Origin of the sequence: Promicromonospora iranensis (assembly GCF_028994775.1) — a bacterium.
GTDB classification, from domain to species: Bacteria; Actinomycetota; Actinomycetes; order Actinomycetales; family Cellulomonadaceae; genus Promicromonospora; species Promicromonospora iranensis_A.
The window spans coordinates 14,074-26,928 of sequence record NZ_JAJQMN010000019.1 but is presented as its reverse complement, the minus strand read 5'-3'; the positions used below and the strand labels follow the sequence as shown (position 1 = coordinate 26,928).

Genomic DNA, 12,855 nt, shown 5'->3' with positions numbered 1-12,855 from the left:
TCAGCTCGCGGCGATCCACGAGCTGTGGCCCGCCTGGCAGCCAGGGGAGTACGTGACACTCACGACTGCCGACACGGTCGTGGTTCCCCGGGGTGCTGACGCAGCGGCATGGGCGGCGGCGATCGACGTGATTCGCCGGCCCGCGCCAGCTTCCAGCCCGGCAACGTGCTGTTCGACATGCTGCCCTCCGAGCCGACGGGGGTACGGATCACCGGCGTCGTCGACTGGGCGGGCGCCTCGTGGAGCCCGACAGATCTCGACGTGGCGCACTGCTGCGCCAATCTCGCGCTCCTGCACGGTCCGGCGTGGGGCCTGCGGTTCGCCGCCGCGTACGAGGAGACTGGCGGGGCGCTCGCCGCGGCTGCAGGGCGAGCGGCTGTACTGGATGGTCCGAGATGCGCTGGCGGCCTCGGAAGAGGTGGGGCTGAGGGCGCGGACCTGGCAGGAGGGCGGCAGGGGCGACCTGACCGCACGGGACTTCGAGGAGCGGCTCGATGCCTGTGTCGTTGCCCTGATCGACACGTTGGCCTGAGGTGCTATCTCGGTTCGCCTGGGTGAAGTCGATCTCTCGGGTACAGCACGGCTCAGGGCCCGGCACAGCGCGAGCCGGGCCCTGAGCGGTGGCGGCCGCCCCGTTCAAGGATGACGGGCTGCCGGGACCGTCAGGCCGGGGTGAGCGTGTACTTGGTCTGGAGGTACTCGTGGATGCCCTCGGCACCGCCCTCACGGCCGAGCCCGGACATCTTCCAGCCGCCGAACGGCGCGGCGGCGTTGGACACGACTCCGACGTTGAGCCCCATCATCCCGGTCTCCAGGCGCTCGATCATCCGCTGACCGCGCGACAGGCTCTCGGTGTAGACGTAGCTGACGAGCCCGTACTCCGTGTCGTTGGCCAGGGCCACGGCCTCGTCCTCCGTGTCGAAGGTCGCGATCGCGAGCACCGGGCCGAAGATCTCCTCGCGCAGGATGTCGCTGCCCGGCGTGACGCCGGTCAGGACCGTCGGCTCGAAGAAGCTGCCCGCACCGTCGATGCGGGAGCCGCCGGTGGCGAGCTGTGCGCCCCGGGACACCGCGTCCTGGACGAGCGCCTCCGCCTTCGCGACGGCGTTGTCGTCCACCAGCGGGCCGATGGTCACGCCGGACTCGGTGCCGCGGCCGATCACGAAGTCGTTCACCGCGGCGGTGACCCGGCGGGCGAACTCGTCGGCGACCGAGGAGTGCACGATGAACCGGTTGGCGGCCGTGCACGCCTGCCCGATGTTGCGGAACTTCGCCGCCAGGGCGCCCTTGACCGCCTGGTCCAGGTCGGCGTCCTCGAAGATCACGAACGGGGCGTTGCCGCCCAGCTCCATGGACGTGCGCAGCACGCCGGGCGCAGCCTGCTCCAGCAGCTTGCGGCCGACGGGGGTGGAGCCCGTGAAGGACAGCTTGCGCAGCCGCGGGTCGGCGATGATCGGGCCGGACACGGCGCCGGAGCTCGACGTGGTGATCACGTTGACCACGCCGTCGGGCAGGCCGGCGTCCTGCAGCAGCCTCGCGAAGTACAGGGTGGTCAGCGGCGTCAGTGCCGCGGGCTTGATCACCACCGTGCAGCCCGCCGCCAGCGCGGGTGCGATCTTGCGTGTCGCCATCGCCAGCGGGAAGTTCCAGGGCGTGATGAGGAAGCAGGGCCCCACGGGGTGCTGGCTGACGATGATGCGCCCGGTGCCCTCCGGGTTGGGCCCGTAGCGCCCGGACACGCGCACGGCCTCCTCGGAGAACCAGCGCAGGAACTCGCCGCCGTACGTCACCTCACCGCGGGCCTCCGCGAGCGGCTTGCCCATCTCGAGGGTCATCAGGAGCGCGAACTCCTCGCTGCGCTCCTGGAGCAGGTCGAACGCGCGGCGGAGGATCTCGCCGCGCACGCGGGCGGGCGTCGCCGCCCAGTCCGCCGCCGCGTCGACGGCGGCGTCGAGCGCTGCCGCGCCGTCCTCCGGGCCGGCGTCGGCGATGGTCCTGATGGTCTTGCCGGTCGCAGGGTCCTCGACGGTGAGCGTGGCGCCGGCCGCGGCGGGCCGCCACCGGCCGCCGATGAGCAGCCCGTCGGGGACGGAGTCGAGCAGGTCGGACTCGCGGGTGTCGGTCATACGTTCTCCTTCGTGCGCGGGTTCGTGCGCGTGGTGTCCTGCGGCAGCAGTGCCCCGGCGAAGAACGCGCTGAGCTCGTCCCTCGCGCTCAGTGGGAGCACAGCGGCAACGTACTGGTCGGGCCGCACGACGACTACCACGCCGCCGCGGTCGACGCCGCGCAGGTCGAAGATGTCCTGCGCCGGGTCGGTCGCGTACACCTTCTCGTAGTCCACCAGCCCGAACGGGCCGACCCGCGGCTTGAAGACCTCCGGGACGTCGGGGAACTCGACCCCGAAGTGGTCCTGCTGGTAGACGACCTTGACGTCGAGCACCGAGTCCGGGTCGGTCCCCGCCGGGGTGTGCCGCAGCAGCGGGGAGCCCGGCGCGGTGCCCAACCACTCCGCCCACTCCCGCAGCGCCGACGGCTCGCCCGGAGCGGCGGCGTCGGCGAACGCGTAGACGCGCCACCGGCCGTCGGCGCGGGCGTGGTGCCCGAGGTGAGCGGGGTTGCCCTCGGCGACGCGCTCCACCGGGGCCGACTTGAACCGCTTGCCGATCGGAAAGCCGGCGGCGAGGTGCTGGTGGGCCGGCTCGGACACGATCATCGACGGCTGGTACTGCGTCATGAACCCGCACGGGAACTCGGCGGTCTTGACGTAGAAGTCCTCGAGGTACGTCGGGTCGGGCAGGTCCTCGGGAGCCGTGGCCATGAGGCGCGACCACTCCCGGTCGAAGTCGATGAGGTCCTGGGCGACGACCTGCCGTTCGGCCGAGTACGTGGCCAGCAGCGACTCCGGAGCCCGGCCCGTGAGCACGTGTGCCAGCTTCCAGGCGATGTTCCAGCCGTCCTGCATCGACACGTTCATACCCTGACCTGCCTTGGCGCTGTGCGTGTGGCAGGCGTCGCCGGTGAGGAACACGCGGGGCGTGCGGGTGCCGGCCAGCTCGTCGGGGACGTCGTCGAACCCGTCGGTCACCCGGTGGCCCACCTCGTACACGCTGTGCCAGGGCACGTCCTTCACGTCCAGGGTGTAGGGGTGGATGATCCGGTTCGCCCGCGCGATGACCTCGTCCAGCGACGTGGCGCGGATGCGGCCGCCGTCGTCCGGCGGCACCTCGCCGAGGTCGACGTACCAGCGCGCCAGGAACCCGCCCTCGCGGGGGATGAGCAGGATGGACCCACCGTCGTGGGACTGGATGGCGCACTTGGTGCGCACGTCGGGGAAGTCCGTCACGGCGAGCACGTCCATCACGCCCCAGGCGTGGTTGGCCCGGTCGCCCACGGGCTTGCGGCCGATCGCCTGCCGGACGGCGCTGTGCGCACCGTCGGACCCGACGACGTAGCCGGCGCGCACTGTCCGTTCGGTGCCCTCGTGCGGTCCGGCCGTGTGGCGCAGCGTCACCGTGACCGGGTGCGTGCCGTGGTCGGCCACGGTGAGCCCCACGACCTCCAGACCGTAGTCGGGGGTCACGCGGGCGGGCGCCGTGGCCGCGACCTCGGCGAAGTAGTCGAGCACCCGGGCCTGGTTGACGATCAGGTGCGGGAACTCGCTGATCCCGTGGGCGTCGTCCGGCGGCACGGCGCCGCGCACGATGTTCGACGGGTCGGCGGGGTCGGGCTTCCAGAACGCCATCTCGGTGATGCGGTAGGCCTCGGCGGTGATGCGCTCGGCGAACCCGAAGGCCTGGAACGTCTCGACGCTGCGCGCCTGGATGCCGTCCGCCTGGCCCATCTCGAGGCGCCCGGCCCGCCGCTCGACGACGTGGGTGCGGATGCCGGGGAACTGCGCGAGCTGCGCGGCGGCGATCATGCCCGCCGGGCCGCTGCCGACGATGAGCACGTCGACCTCGTCCGGCAGCTCGGCGGGCCGCTCGAGTCCGTAGCCCGCCGCCGGCTGGACGCGCGGGTCCCCGGAAACGTAGCCGTGATGGTGGAACTGCATCGTTCTCCCGTTCTGTTCGTGGTGCCCGGGGCTCAGGCCTTGGCGAGGCCGTAGATCGGGCTGGCGGCCTGCAGCTCCTCGTGGTCGGGCCCGAGCGGTATGCCCGTGCGGTCGCGCAGCATCAGGGTCGCCGCGAGGCCGATCACGGTCATACCCGCCAGATACATGGTGACCGCCGCCGTCGTGCCCGTCGCCTGGACCAGCGCCGTGGCGATCGTCGGTGCGAACGCACCGCCGAGGATCGACCCGATCGCGTAGGAGATCGAGACGCCGGAGAACCGGATCGACGCGGGGAACAACTCGGCGTAGAGCGCCGCCTGCGGCCCGTAGGTGAGGCCGAGGCCGACGGACAGGAAGACCAGGCCGAGCAGCAACGAGCCGAACGTCCCGCCGTTGACCAGGGGGAACAGGGCCAGCACGCCGGCCAGCTGCACCACGAAGCCGATCGCGTACGTGGTGCGGCGGCCGAGTCGGTCGGACACGGCACCCGCGAACCAGGTGGAGACGAGCCAGACGACGGCGGACGCTGTCACCGCCCAGAGCACCGCTCCGCGGTCGAGCCCGACCGGCCCCGCCGGGTCGGACGCGTAGCGCTGGATGTAGCCGCCGGTGGTCATGTAGCCGACAGCGTTGTTGCCGGCGAAGACGAGGGCGGCGACGATCACCAGGGGCGTGTGCTTGCGGAAGAGCTGGAGCAGCGGCTGCCGGGTGGTCTCCGCGCGCTGGGCGATCTCGACGTACACCGGGCTCTCCTCGACGCTGCGGCGCACCCAGTACCCGATGCCGATGAGCACGACGCTCAGCAGGAACGGGACGCGCCAGCCCCAGGTGAGGAACGCCTCGCCGGGCGCCACGGCGTTCATGATGCCCAGCACCCCGGACGCGAGCAGCAGGCCGAGCGGGACGCCGATCTGGGGCGATGCCCCGAACAGGCCGCGCCGCGCGACGGGTGCGTGCTCGCAGGCCATGAGGACCGCCCCGCCCCACTCGCCGCCCGCCGAGATGCCCTGCAGGATCCGCAGCAGCACGAGCAGGACCGGCGCGGCGACGCCGATCTGGGCGTAGGTCGGCAGCAGGCCGATGAGCGCGGTGGCAGCCCCCATGAGGACCAGGGTCAGGACGAGCACCACGCGCCGGCCGTACTTGTCGCCGAGATGCCCGGCGACGAACGCGCCGAGCGGCCGGAACAGGAAGCTGACGCCCACCGAGCCGAACGCCAGGAGGGTGCCGAGGCTCGACCCGGCGGGCTCGAAGAACAGCTGGCCGAAGACGAGCCCGGCCGCTGAGGCGTAGATGAAGAAGTCGTACCACTCGACCGTCGTGCCGACGATGGTCGCGAGGACGACGCGGCGGCGCTCGCGCGGATCCGAGGCTCCGGCCGCTGCGGGGCCGTCCGGGGCTGGGCGTGACATCGCATGACTCCCTCGTCATCCGGGCCCGCCGTCGTTGGCGGGCCGGTCGTGGTGGGCTCGGCCGGGGCGGCCTTGCCGGGTACTCCTGGACCATATACGATTTGAGATACAAAGCGCCAGGGGTCATCCGGAGCACGGGACGACCGGCGCGGAACGACGGGCAAGACGACGGGCAAGGGAGCTCATGGGTACCGAAGCGCAGGCCTCGACGGCGTCCACGCCGTCGGTCGACGGGCCGCTCGCACAGCGGCCGGGCAAGATCGTCGCCGTCCATCTCGCCTACCTCTCGCGCGCCGACCAGCGGGGGCGGCGGCCCGCCGCGCCGTCGTACTTCCTCAAGCCGACGAGCTCGCTCGGCGCCACCGGCGGTGTGGTCGAGCGGCCGGCCGGTACGGAACTGCTCGCGTTCGAGGGGGAGGTCGCCCTCGTCATCGGCGACCCGGCCCGGCACGTGTCCGTGGAGGAGGCTTGGGAGCACGTCGCGGCCGTGACCGCCGCCAACGATCTCGGCGTCTACGACCTGCGCTGGGCCGACAAGGGCTCGAACGTGCGCTCCAAGGGGCGTGACGGCTACACGCCGGTCGGTCCGGCGCTCATCGACGCCCGCGCGGTCGACCCGGCCGCGCTGCGCGTGCGCACGTGGGTCAACGGGGAGCTCGTGCAGGAGGACACCACCGGCGACGACGCGCTGCTGTTCCCGTTCGCGCAGATCGTGGCCGACCTGTCCCAGCACCTCACGCTCGAGACGGGTGACGTCATCCTCACCGGCACGCCCGCCGGGTCGAGCGTCGTGGCGCCGGGCGACGTCGTCGAGGTCGAGGTGGACGCCCCGACGGCGCCGGGCGCACCGACGTCGGGCCGCCTGGAGACGACGGTGGTGCAGGGCGAGGTGCCGTTCTCCGACGTCGGGGCCGGGCCGAAGGTCGACGACACCCAGCGTGCCGAGGCCTGGGGGAGCCGTGCGGCGGCGGGACTGCCGCCGGAGCCCGATCCGGGTGCCGAGCCGGAGCCGTTCGCGCTCACCGACGAGCTCGCGGACAAGCTGCGGCGCGCGCCGGTCGCCGGCCTCTCCGCCCAGCTGCGCAAGCGCGGCCTGAACAACGTGATCATCGAGGGTGTGCGCCCGAACGTGCCGGGCGCGACGATCGTCGGCCGGGCGCGGACGCTGCGCTTCGTGCCCAACCGGGAGGACCTGTTCGCCGCGCACGGTGGCGGCTACAACGCGCAGAAGCGGATGTTCGACACCGTCGGCGCCGGTGAGGTCATCGTGATCGAGGCGCGCGGCGAGACGGGCTCGGCGACCCTCGGCGACGTCCTCGCCCTGCGCGCACAGGTGCGCGGTGCGGCCGGCGTGGTCACGGACGGCGGCGTGCGCGACTTCGAGGCCGTGGCCGCGACGGGTCTCCCGGTCTTCTCGGGCGGTCCGCACCCGGCGGTGCTCGGCCGCCGGCACGTGCCGTGGGACACGGACGTCGCGGTCGCCTGCGGCGGCGCGACGGTGCTGCCCGGCGACGTCGTGGTGGGCGACGCGGACGGCGTCGTCGTCCTGCCACTGCGTCTGGCCGAGGAGGTCGCCGAGGCGACGATCGCCCAGGAGGAGCAGGACGCCTGGGTGGCCCAGCAGGTGGCCGCCGGCCATCCGGTCGACGGGCTGTTTCCCCCGAACGCCGAGTGGCGCGCACGGTACGAGGCCCAGCGGTCCCAGGAGGCCAAGCAGCCCAAGCAGCCCCAGCAGCCCCAGGCTTCGGGGGAGTCGCGATGACGAGCGGAGACGCGACGGCGTCGGCCGTCGAGACCGCGTTCGCCGGCGCGCTCAGCAAGTCGCAGCTCGCGTACGACTACCTGCGCGACGGCATAGCACGTCACGAGCTCAGCCCGGGCTACCGCCTCGTGCTGCAGAGCATCGCGGACGAGCTGGCGATGAGTGTCGTGCCGGTGCGCGAGGCGATCCGCCGCCTGGAGGCCGAGGGCCTTGTGACCTACGAGCGCAACGTCGGAGCGCGGGTCGCCATGGTCGACGAGCACGGGTACGTCGACGCCATGCAGGCCCTCGGCGTCGTCGAGGGGGCCGCCACCGGCCTCTCGGCGCCCGCCATCTCCGCGGCCGACCTCCAGCGTGCGACGGAGGTCAACGACCACCTGCGTGCGGTGCTCGACCACTTCGACCCGCACGCGTTCACCGCCCTCAACCGGCAGTTCCACTCGGTGCTGTTCGAGTCCTGCCCCAACAAGCTGCTGCTCGACATGGTCCACCGTGGCTGGGCCCAGCTCTCCGGGCTGCGGGACTCCACCTTCGCGTTCGTCCCCGGACGGGCCAGGGACTCCGTGGCCGAGCACGCCCACATCCTCGACCTGATCGCCGGCGGGGCCGACCCGCTCGAGATCGAGATCGCCGCGCGCAACCACCGCTGGGCGACCATGCAGGCCTTCCTGGACGCTCGCGCCGACAGGGCAGCGCCCCGCCCGACACCACTCAGGGAGACACCGTGACCGACGAGACGACCAACCAGGAGATCAACCAGGGGACCAACCAGGCGCCGCGCCACGTGCCGGCGGACCTGCCGGACCGCATCCAGCACTACATCGGCGGAAAGTTCGTCGACTCGGCCGACGGCGACACGTTCGACGTGCTCGAACCGGTGACCAACGACGTCTATCTCCGGGCGGCCGCGGGCAAGCAGGCGGACGTCGACCTCGCGGTCGCCGCGGCGCGTGACGCGTTCCTGAACGGGCCCTGGCCCAGGATGCTCCCGCGCGAGCGCTCCCGGATCCTGCACCGGGTCGCGGACATCGTCGAGTCCCGCGACGCGCGGCTTGCCGAGCTGGAGAGCTTCGACTCCGGCCTGCCGATCACACAGGCGCTGGGCCAGGCGCGCCGGGCCGCCGAGAACTTCCGGTTCTTCGCCGACCTGGTCGTGGCGCAGGCGGACGACACCTTCAAGGTCCCCGGGCGCCAGATCAACTACGTCAACCGCAAGCCGATCGGCGTCGCCGGCCTCATCACGCCCTGGAACACGCCGTTCATGCTCGAGTCCTGGAAGCTCGGCCCGGCGCTCGCGACGGGTAACACCGTGGTGCTCAAGCCCGCGGAGTTCACGCCCCTGTCGGCGTCGCTGTGGGCGGGCATCTTCGAGGAGGCGGGGCTGCCCGCCGGTGTGTTCAACCTGGTCAACGGCCTCGGCGAGGAGGCGGGCGACGCGCTGGTCAAGCATCCGGACGTGCCGCTCATCTCCTTCACGGGGGAGAGCAGCACCGGTCAGCTCATCTTCGCCAACGCCGCCCCGTACCTCAAGGGCCTCTCGATGGAGCTGGGCGGCAAGTCGCCGGCCGTCGTCTTCGCCGACGCCGACCTGGACGCCGCCATCGACGCGACCATCTTCGGTGTCTTCTCGCTCAACGGTGAGCGCTGCACCGCGGGCAGCCGCATCCTCGTCGAGCGGGCGGTCTACGACGAGTTCGTCGAGCGCTACGCCGAGCAGGCGAAGCGCGTGGTGGTCGGAGACCCGCAGGACCCGCGGACCGAGGTCGGCGCGCTGGTGCACCCCGAGCACTACGACAAGGTCGTCTCCTACATCGAGATCGGCAGGACGGAGGGCCGGCTCGTGGCCGGCGGCGGGCGCCCGGAGGGCCTGGCGACCGGCAACTACGTGCAGCCGACCGTCTTCGCGGACGTGCCGCCGTCGGCCCGGATCTTCCAGGAGGAGATCTTCGGCCCTGTCGTGGCGATCACGCCGTTTGACACGGAGGAGGAGGCGCTCGCCCTGGCCAACGGGGTCAGGTACGGGCTGGCCGCCTACGTGTGGACCAACGACCTGAAGCGGGCGCACAACTTCTCGCAGGGGATCGAGGCGGGCATGGTCTGGCTCAACTCGAACAACGTGCGCGACCTGCGCACGCCGTTCGGCGGGGTCAAGGCCTCGGGTCTCGGGCACGAGGGCGGCTACCGCTCCATCGACTTCTACACCGACCAGCAGGCCGTGCACATCACGCTCGGCACGGTGCACAACCCGACTTTCGGCAAGCAAACTTTCGGCAAGGGGGCCTGAAGATGACCGACACGGCCGGACCCGTCGTCACCAGCGACGCGCCGATCATCGCCGCGGACCCGATCCCCACGCCCCTGGCGCCCCCGCCGGACATCCTGCGGTGCGCGTACATGGAGCTGGTGGTCACCGACCTTGCCGCCTCGCGGAACTTCTACGTCGACGTGCTCGGCCTGGTCGTCACGGAGGAGGACGAGGACGCCGTCTACCTGCGCAGCCTCGAGGAGTTCATCCACCACAACCTGGTGCTGCGCAAGGGGTCGGTGGCCGCCGTCGCCGCCTTCTCCTACCGGGTACGCAGCCCCGAGGAGCTGGACCGGGCAGTCGCCTTCTACACGGAGCTCGGCTGCCGCGTCGAGCGGCGCGCGGAGGGCTTCACGCGGGGTATCGGCGACTCGGTGCGGGTCACGGACCCGCTCGGCTTCCCGTACGAGTTCTTCTACGACGTCGACCACGTCGAGCGCCTCGCGTGGCGGTACGACCTGCACACCCCGGGCGCGCTCGTACGCCTGGACCACTTCAACCAGGTGACACCGGACGTGCCGCGCGCCGTGAAGTTCATGGAGGACCTCGGGTTCCGCGTCACCGAGGACATCCAGGACGCCGAGGGCACGACGTACGCCGCGTGGATGCGGCGCAAACCCACGGTGCACGACACGGCGATGACGGGCGGCGACGGCCCACGCATGCACCACGTCGCGTTCGCCACGCACGAGAAGCACAACATCATCGCGATCTGCGACAAGCTCGGCGCGCTGCGGCTGTCCGACCACATCGAGCGCGGCCCGGGCAGGCACGGCGTGTCCAACGCCTTCTACCTCTACCTGCGCGACCCGGACGGGCACCGCGTGGAGATCTACACGCAGGACTACTACACGGGCGACCCCGACAACCCGGTGGTGACCTGGGACGTGCACGACAACCAGCGTCGCGACTGGTGGGGCAACCCGGTGGTGCCGTCCTGGTACACGGAGGCGTCGCTCGTCCTGGACCTGGACGGCAACCCGCAGCCGGTCGCCGCCCGCACCGACACCTCCGAGATGGCCGTGACCATCGGCGCCGACGGGTTCTCGTACACCCGCCCGGAGGACGACGCGGACGATCTGCCCTCGTGGAAGCAGGGCGAGTACAAGCTGGGGCACCAGCTGTGACGGGGGAGCGCATGCTCGACGACGCGGCGATCACCACCATCGCCGATGAGCTGGCCCGCGCGGAGGCCGAGCGCACCATGGTGCCGCTCCTGACGGCGCGGTACCCCGGCATGACCATCGAGGACTCGTACGCGGTGCAGAACACGTGGCGCCGGCGCGGCATCGAGGCGGGGCGCCGCCCGGTGGGCCGCAAGATCGGGCTGACGTCCAAGGTCATGCAGGTGGCCACCGGGATCACCGAGCCGGACTACGGGGCGATCTTCGCCGACATGGTCTTCGACAACGGGTCGGTCATCGAGCACTCGCGGTTCTCGAACGTGCGGATCGAGGTCGAGCTGGCGTTCGTGCTGCGCGAAGGGCTCAAGGGGCCGGACGTCACGGTGTTCGACGTGCTGCGTGCCACCGAGTACGTGGTGCCGGCGCTGGAGATCCTGTCCTCGCGCATCGAGATGGCCGGACGGACCATCGTCGACACGATCAGCGACAACGCGGCGATGGGTGGCATGGTCTACGGCGGCAACCCGGTACGGGTCGGCGAGACCGACCTGCGCTGGGTCTCGGCACTGCTGTACCGCAACGAGACCATCGAGGAGTCCGGCGTCGCGGCCGCGGTGCTCAACCACCCGGCCACCGGCGTCGCCTGGCTCGCGAACAAGCTCGCCCAGCACGACGACGCGCTGGAGCCCGGGGAGATCGTCCTCGCCGGCTCCTTCACGCGACCCGTGTGGGTGGAGCCCGGCGACACCGTGCTGGCCGACTACCGAGAGCTGGGGACCGTCTCGTGCCGCTTCGTCTGACCCTCCCGCCCACGTTCCGTGACCGCATCGCCGGCTCCGACAGGCCGCAGGTCGGCATGTGGGTGTGCACCGGCAGCCCGCTGGTGGCCGAGATCTGCGCCGGCGCCGGCCTGGACTGGCTGCTGATCGACGGCGAGCACTCGCCGATCGGCCTGGAGACCACATCGGCACTCCTGCAGGCCGTGGCGCCGTACCCGGTCACGCCGCTCGTGCGCGCACCGTCCGACGACGCGGTGGTGCTCAAGCAGCTGCTCGACCTGGGCGCCCAGAACCTGCTGGTACCCATGGTCGACACGGCCGAGCAGGCCGCCGCCGTCGTGCGGGCGGTGCGCTACCCGCCGCGGGGCATCCGGGGCGTGGGCAGCGCGCTCTCCCGGGGCGCGCGCTGGAACCGCGTGGCGGGCTACATGGCCGACGCCGACCGGTACGTCTCACTGTTCGTGCAGGTCGAGTCGGCCACCGGCGTCGAGAACGCGGCCGCCATCGCGGCGGTCGACGGGGTCGACGGTGTCTTCGTGGGGCCGTCCGACCTGGCGGCGTCCATGGGAGTGCTCGGGCAGCAGACCCACCCGGACGTCACCGCGGCGGTCCGCGCGACGTTCGACGCCGTGCGCGCGGCCGGCAAGCCCGTCGGCGTCAACGCCTTCGACCCGGCCGTCGCCCAGGCGTACCTGGACGCGGGGGCGTCCTTCGTGCTCGTCGGGGCCGACGTCGCGGTGCTCGCCCGCGGGTCGGAGGCGCTCGCGGACACCTGGATCGGTGACTGAGCCGGGGGACTGAGCTAGGGACTGAGCTAGCGGTCGACGACAGTCAGGGCGAGCAGGTGCTCGCGGAGCCGCGTCAGCTCCTCCGGTGCGGGTTCCATGCCCCACACCGGCTGGGCGCTGACGCCGTCCGCCGCCGCGAGGACGAGCGAGAGCACGTCCTCGGGAAGGCCGTCGGCGCGCAGGTCCTCCTGCCAGCGCTGCGCGTCGGAGCGAGCGAGCTCGGTGACCGCGTCCACCGTCGACAGGTGCGCGATGACCACCAGCGCGTCGCGAGTCGCCGCCGCGTCCAGCGCGCCGTCGATCGAGACGCGCACGTAGGCACGCACGAGGCGACCCGGGGCGTCGTCGTCCGGGGCGACGGCCGCGAGCACCGCTACCCGGAACCGTTCGAGCCAGTCGGTCGCCAGCGCGAGGAGCAGCTCCTGCTTGCTCGCGAAGTGGTAGAGCAGCCCGCCCTTGGAGACTCCCGCCCGGCGGGCGACGTCGTCGAGGGTCGCCGAGATCCCGCGCTCGCGGACCAGTCGGCTCGCCGCGTCCAGGAGCGCTGCGCGCGTCTGCTCCGGGTCCCTGCCCGCCGTTCGACCCACTGACCGACACCTCACACTCGACATGACCCTCGGCACGCACTATAGGG

The 12,855-nt window shown here is 72.0% G+C and carries 11 protein-coding genes and 1 pseudogene; 8 read left to right on the top strand and 4 right to left on the bottom strand.

Features of this window, described 5'->3' with window-relative positions; genetic code table 11:
- Window positions 1-108: 108 nt before the first annotated feature.
- A pseudogene (locus LUU90_RS26520) lies at window positions 109-336 on the top strand (phosphotransferase); the annotation flags it as partial.
- Window positions 337-385: 49 nt separating this feature from the next.
- The gene (locus LUU90_RS24520; protein WP_275006747.1) at window positions 386-532 is read left to right on the top strand and encodes a hypothetical protein; all 147 of its coding nucleotides are present in this window, start codon (window positions 386-388) and stop codon (window positions 530-532) included.
- 130 nt (window positions 533-662) lie between these two features.
- On the opposite strand, the gene LUU90_RS24515 is transcribed toward LUU90_RS24520, so the two are convergent.
- The 3 genes from LUU90_RS24515 to LUU90_RS24505 are packed head-to-tail and all read right to left on the bottom strand — an operon-like array spanning window position 663 to window position 5,463.
- Window positions 663-2,126 carry an NAD-dependent succinate-semialdehyde dehydrogenase gene (locus LUU90_RS24515; RefSeq protein WP_275006745.1) on the bottom strand — a complete coding sequence of 488 codons (1,464 nt, stop codon included), beginning with the start codon at window positions 2,124-2,126 and terminating at the stop codon, window positions 663-665.
- Complete coding sequence (locus tag LUU90_RS24510; RefSeq protein ID WP_275006743.1) at window positions 2,123-4,051, bottom strand: FAD-binding monooxygenase; 1,929 nt, start codon at window positions 4,049-4,051, stop codon at window positions 2,123-2,125. Before LUU90_RS24510 ends, LUU90_RS24515 begins: the two co-directional genes overlap by 4 nt.
- Before the next feature lie 32 nt (window positions 4,052-4,083).
- Window positions 4,084-5,463 carry an MFS transporter gene (locus LUU90_RS24505; protein ID WP_275006741.1) on the bottom strand — a complete coding sequence of 460 codons (1,380 nt, stop codon included), beginning with the start codon at window positions 5,461-5,463 and terminating at the stop codon, window positions 4,084-4,086.
- A gap of 184 nt (window positions 5,464-5,647) precedes the next feature.
- On the opposite strand from LUU90_RS24505, the gene LUU90_RS24500 reads away from it, so the two are divergent.
- Genes LUU90_RS24500 through LUU90_RS24475 form a run of 6 tightly spaced genes read left to right on the top strand, consistent with a single transcriptional unit; the run spans window position 5,648 to window position 12,221 of the window.
- Window positions 5,648-7,225 (top strand): fumarylacetoacetate hydrolase family protein, encoded by a 1,578-nt coding sequence (locus LUU90_RS24500; protein ID WP_275006739.1) that lies wholly within the window; start codon window positions 5,648-5,650, stop codon window positions 7,223-7,225.
- A complete protein-coding gene (locus tag LUU90_RS24495; RefSeq protein ID WP_275006737.1) occupies window positions 7,222-7,953 on the top strand; it encodes a GntR family transcriptional regulator in 732 nt (243 codons plus the stop codon). Before LUU90_RS24500 ends, LUU90_RS24495 begins: the two co-directional genes overlap by 4 nt.
- Window positions 7,950-9,509 (top strand): 5-carboxymethyl-2-hydroxymuconate semialdehyde dehydrogenase, encoded by a 1,560-nt coding sequence (hpaE, locus tag LUU90_RS24490; RefSeq protein ID WP_425596296.1) that lies wholly within the window; start codon window positions 7,950-7,952, stop codon window positions 9,507-9,509. Before LUU90_RS24495 ends, hpaE begins: the two co-directional genes overlap by 4 nt.
- Before the next feature lie 2 nt (window positions 9,510-9,511).
- A complete protein-coding gene (hpaD, locus tag LUU90_RS24485) occupies window positions 9,512-10,657 on the top strand; it encodes a 3,4-dihydroxyphenylacetate 2,3-dioxygenase (RefSeq protein WP_275006736.1) in 1,146 nt (381 codons plus the stop codon).
- Between the two features lie 11 nt (window positions 10,658-10,668).
- Complete coding sequence (hpaH, locus tag LUU90_RS24480; protein WP_275006735.1) at window positions 10,669-11,454, top strand: 2-oxo-hept-4-ene-1,7-dioate hydratase; 786 nt, start codon at window positions 10,669-10,671, stop codon at window positions 11,452-11,454.
- Window positions 11,439-12,221, top strand: a complete 783-nt coding sequence (locus LUU90_RS24475) for an HpcH/HpaI aldolase family protein (protein ID WP_275006733.1) — start codon at window positions 11,439-11,441, stop codon at window positions 12,219-12,221. Before hpaH ends, LUU90_RS24475 begins: the two co-directional genes overlap by 16 nt.
- Window positions 12,222-12,247: 26 nt before the next feature.
- Here LUU90_RS24475 and LUU90_RS24470 read toward each other — a convergent pair whose 3' ends face one another.
- Window positions 12,248-12,808 carry a TetR/AcrR family transcriptional regulator gene (locus LUU90_RS24470; RefSeq protein ID WP_275006732.1) on the bottom strand — a complete coding sequence of 187 codons (561 nt, stop codon included), beginning with the start codon at window positions 12,806-12,808 and terminating at the stop codon, window positions 12,248-12,250.
- Window positions 12,809-12,855: the final 47 nt, after the last annotated feature.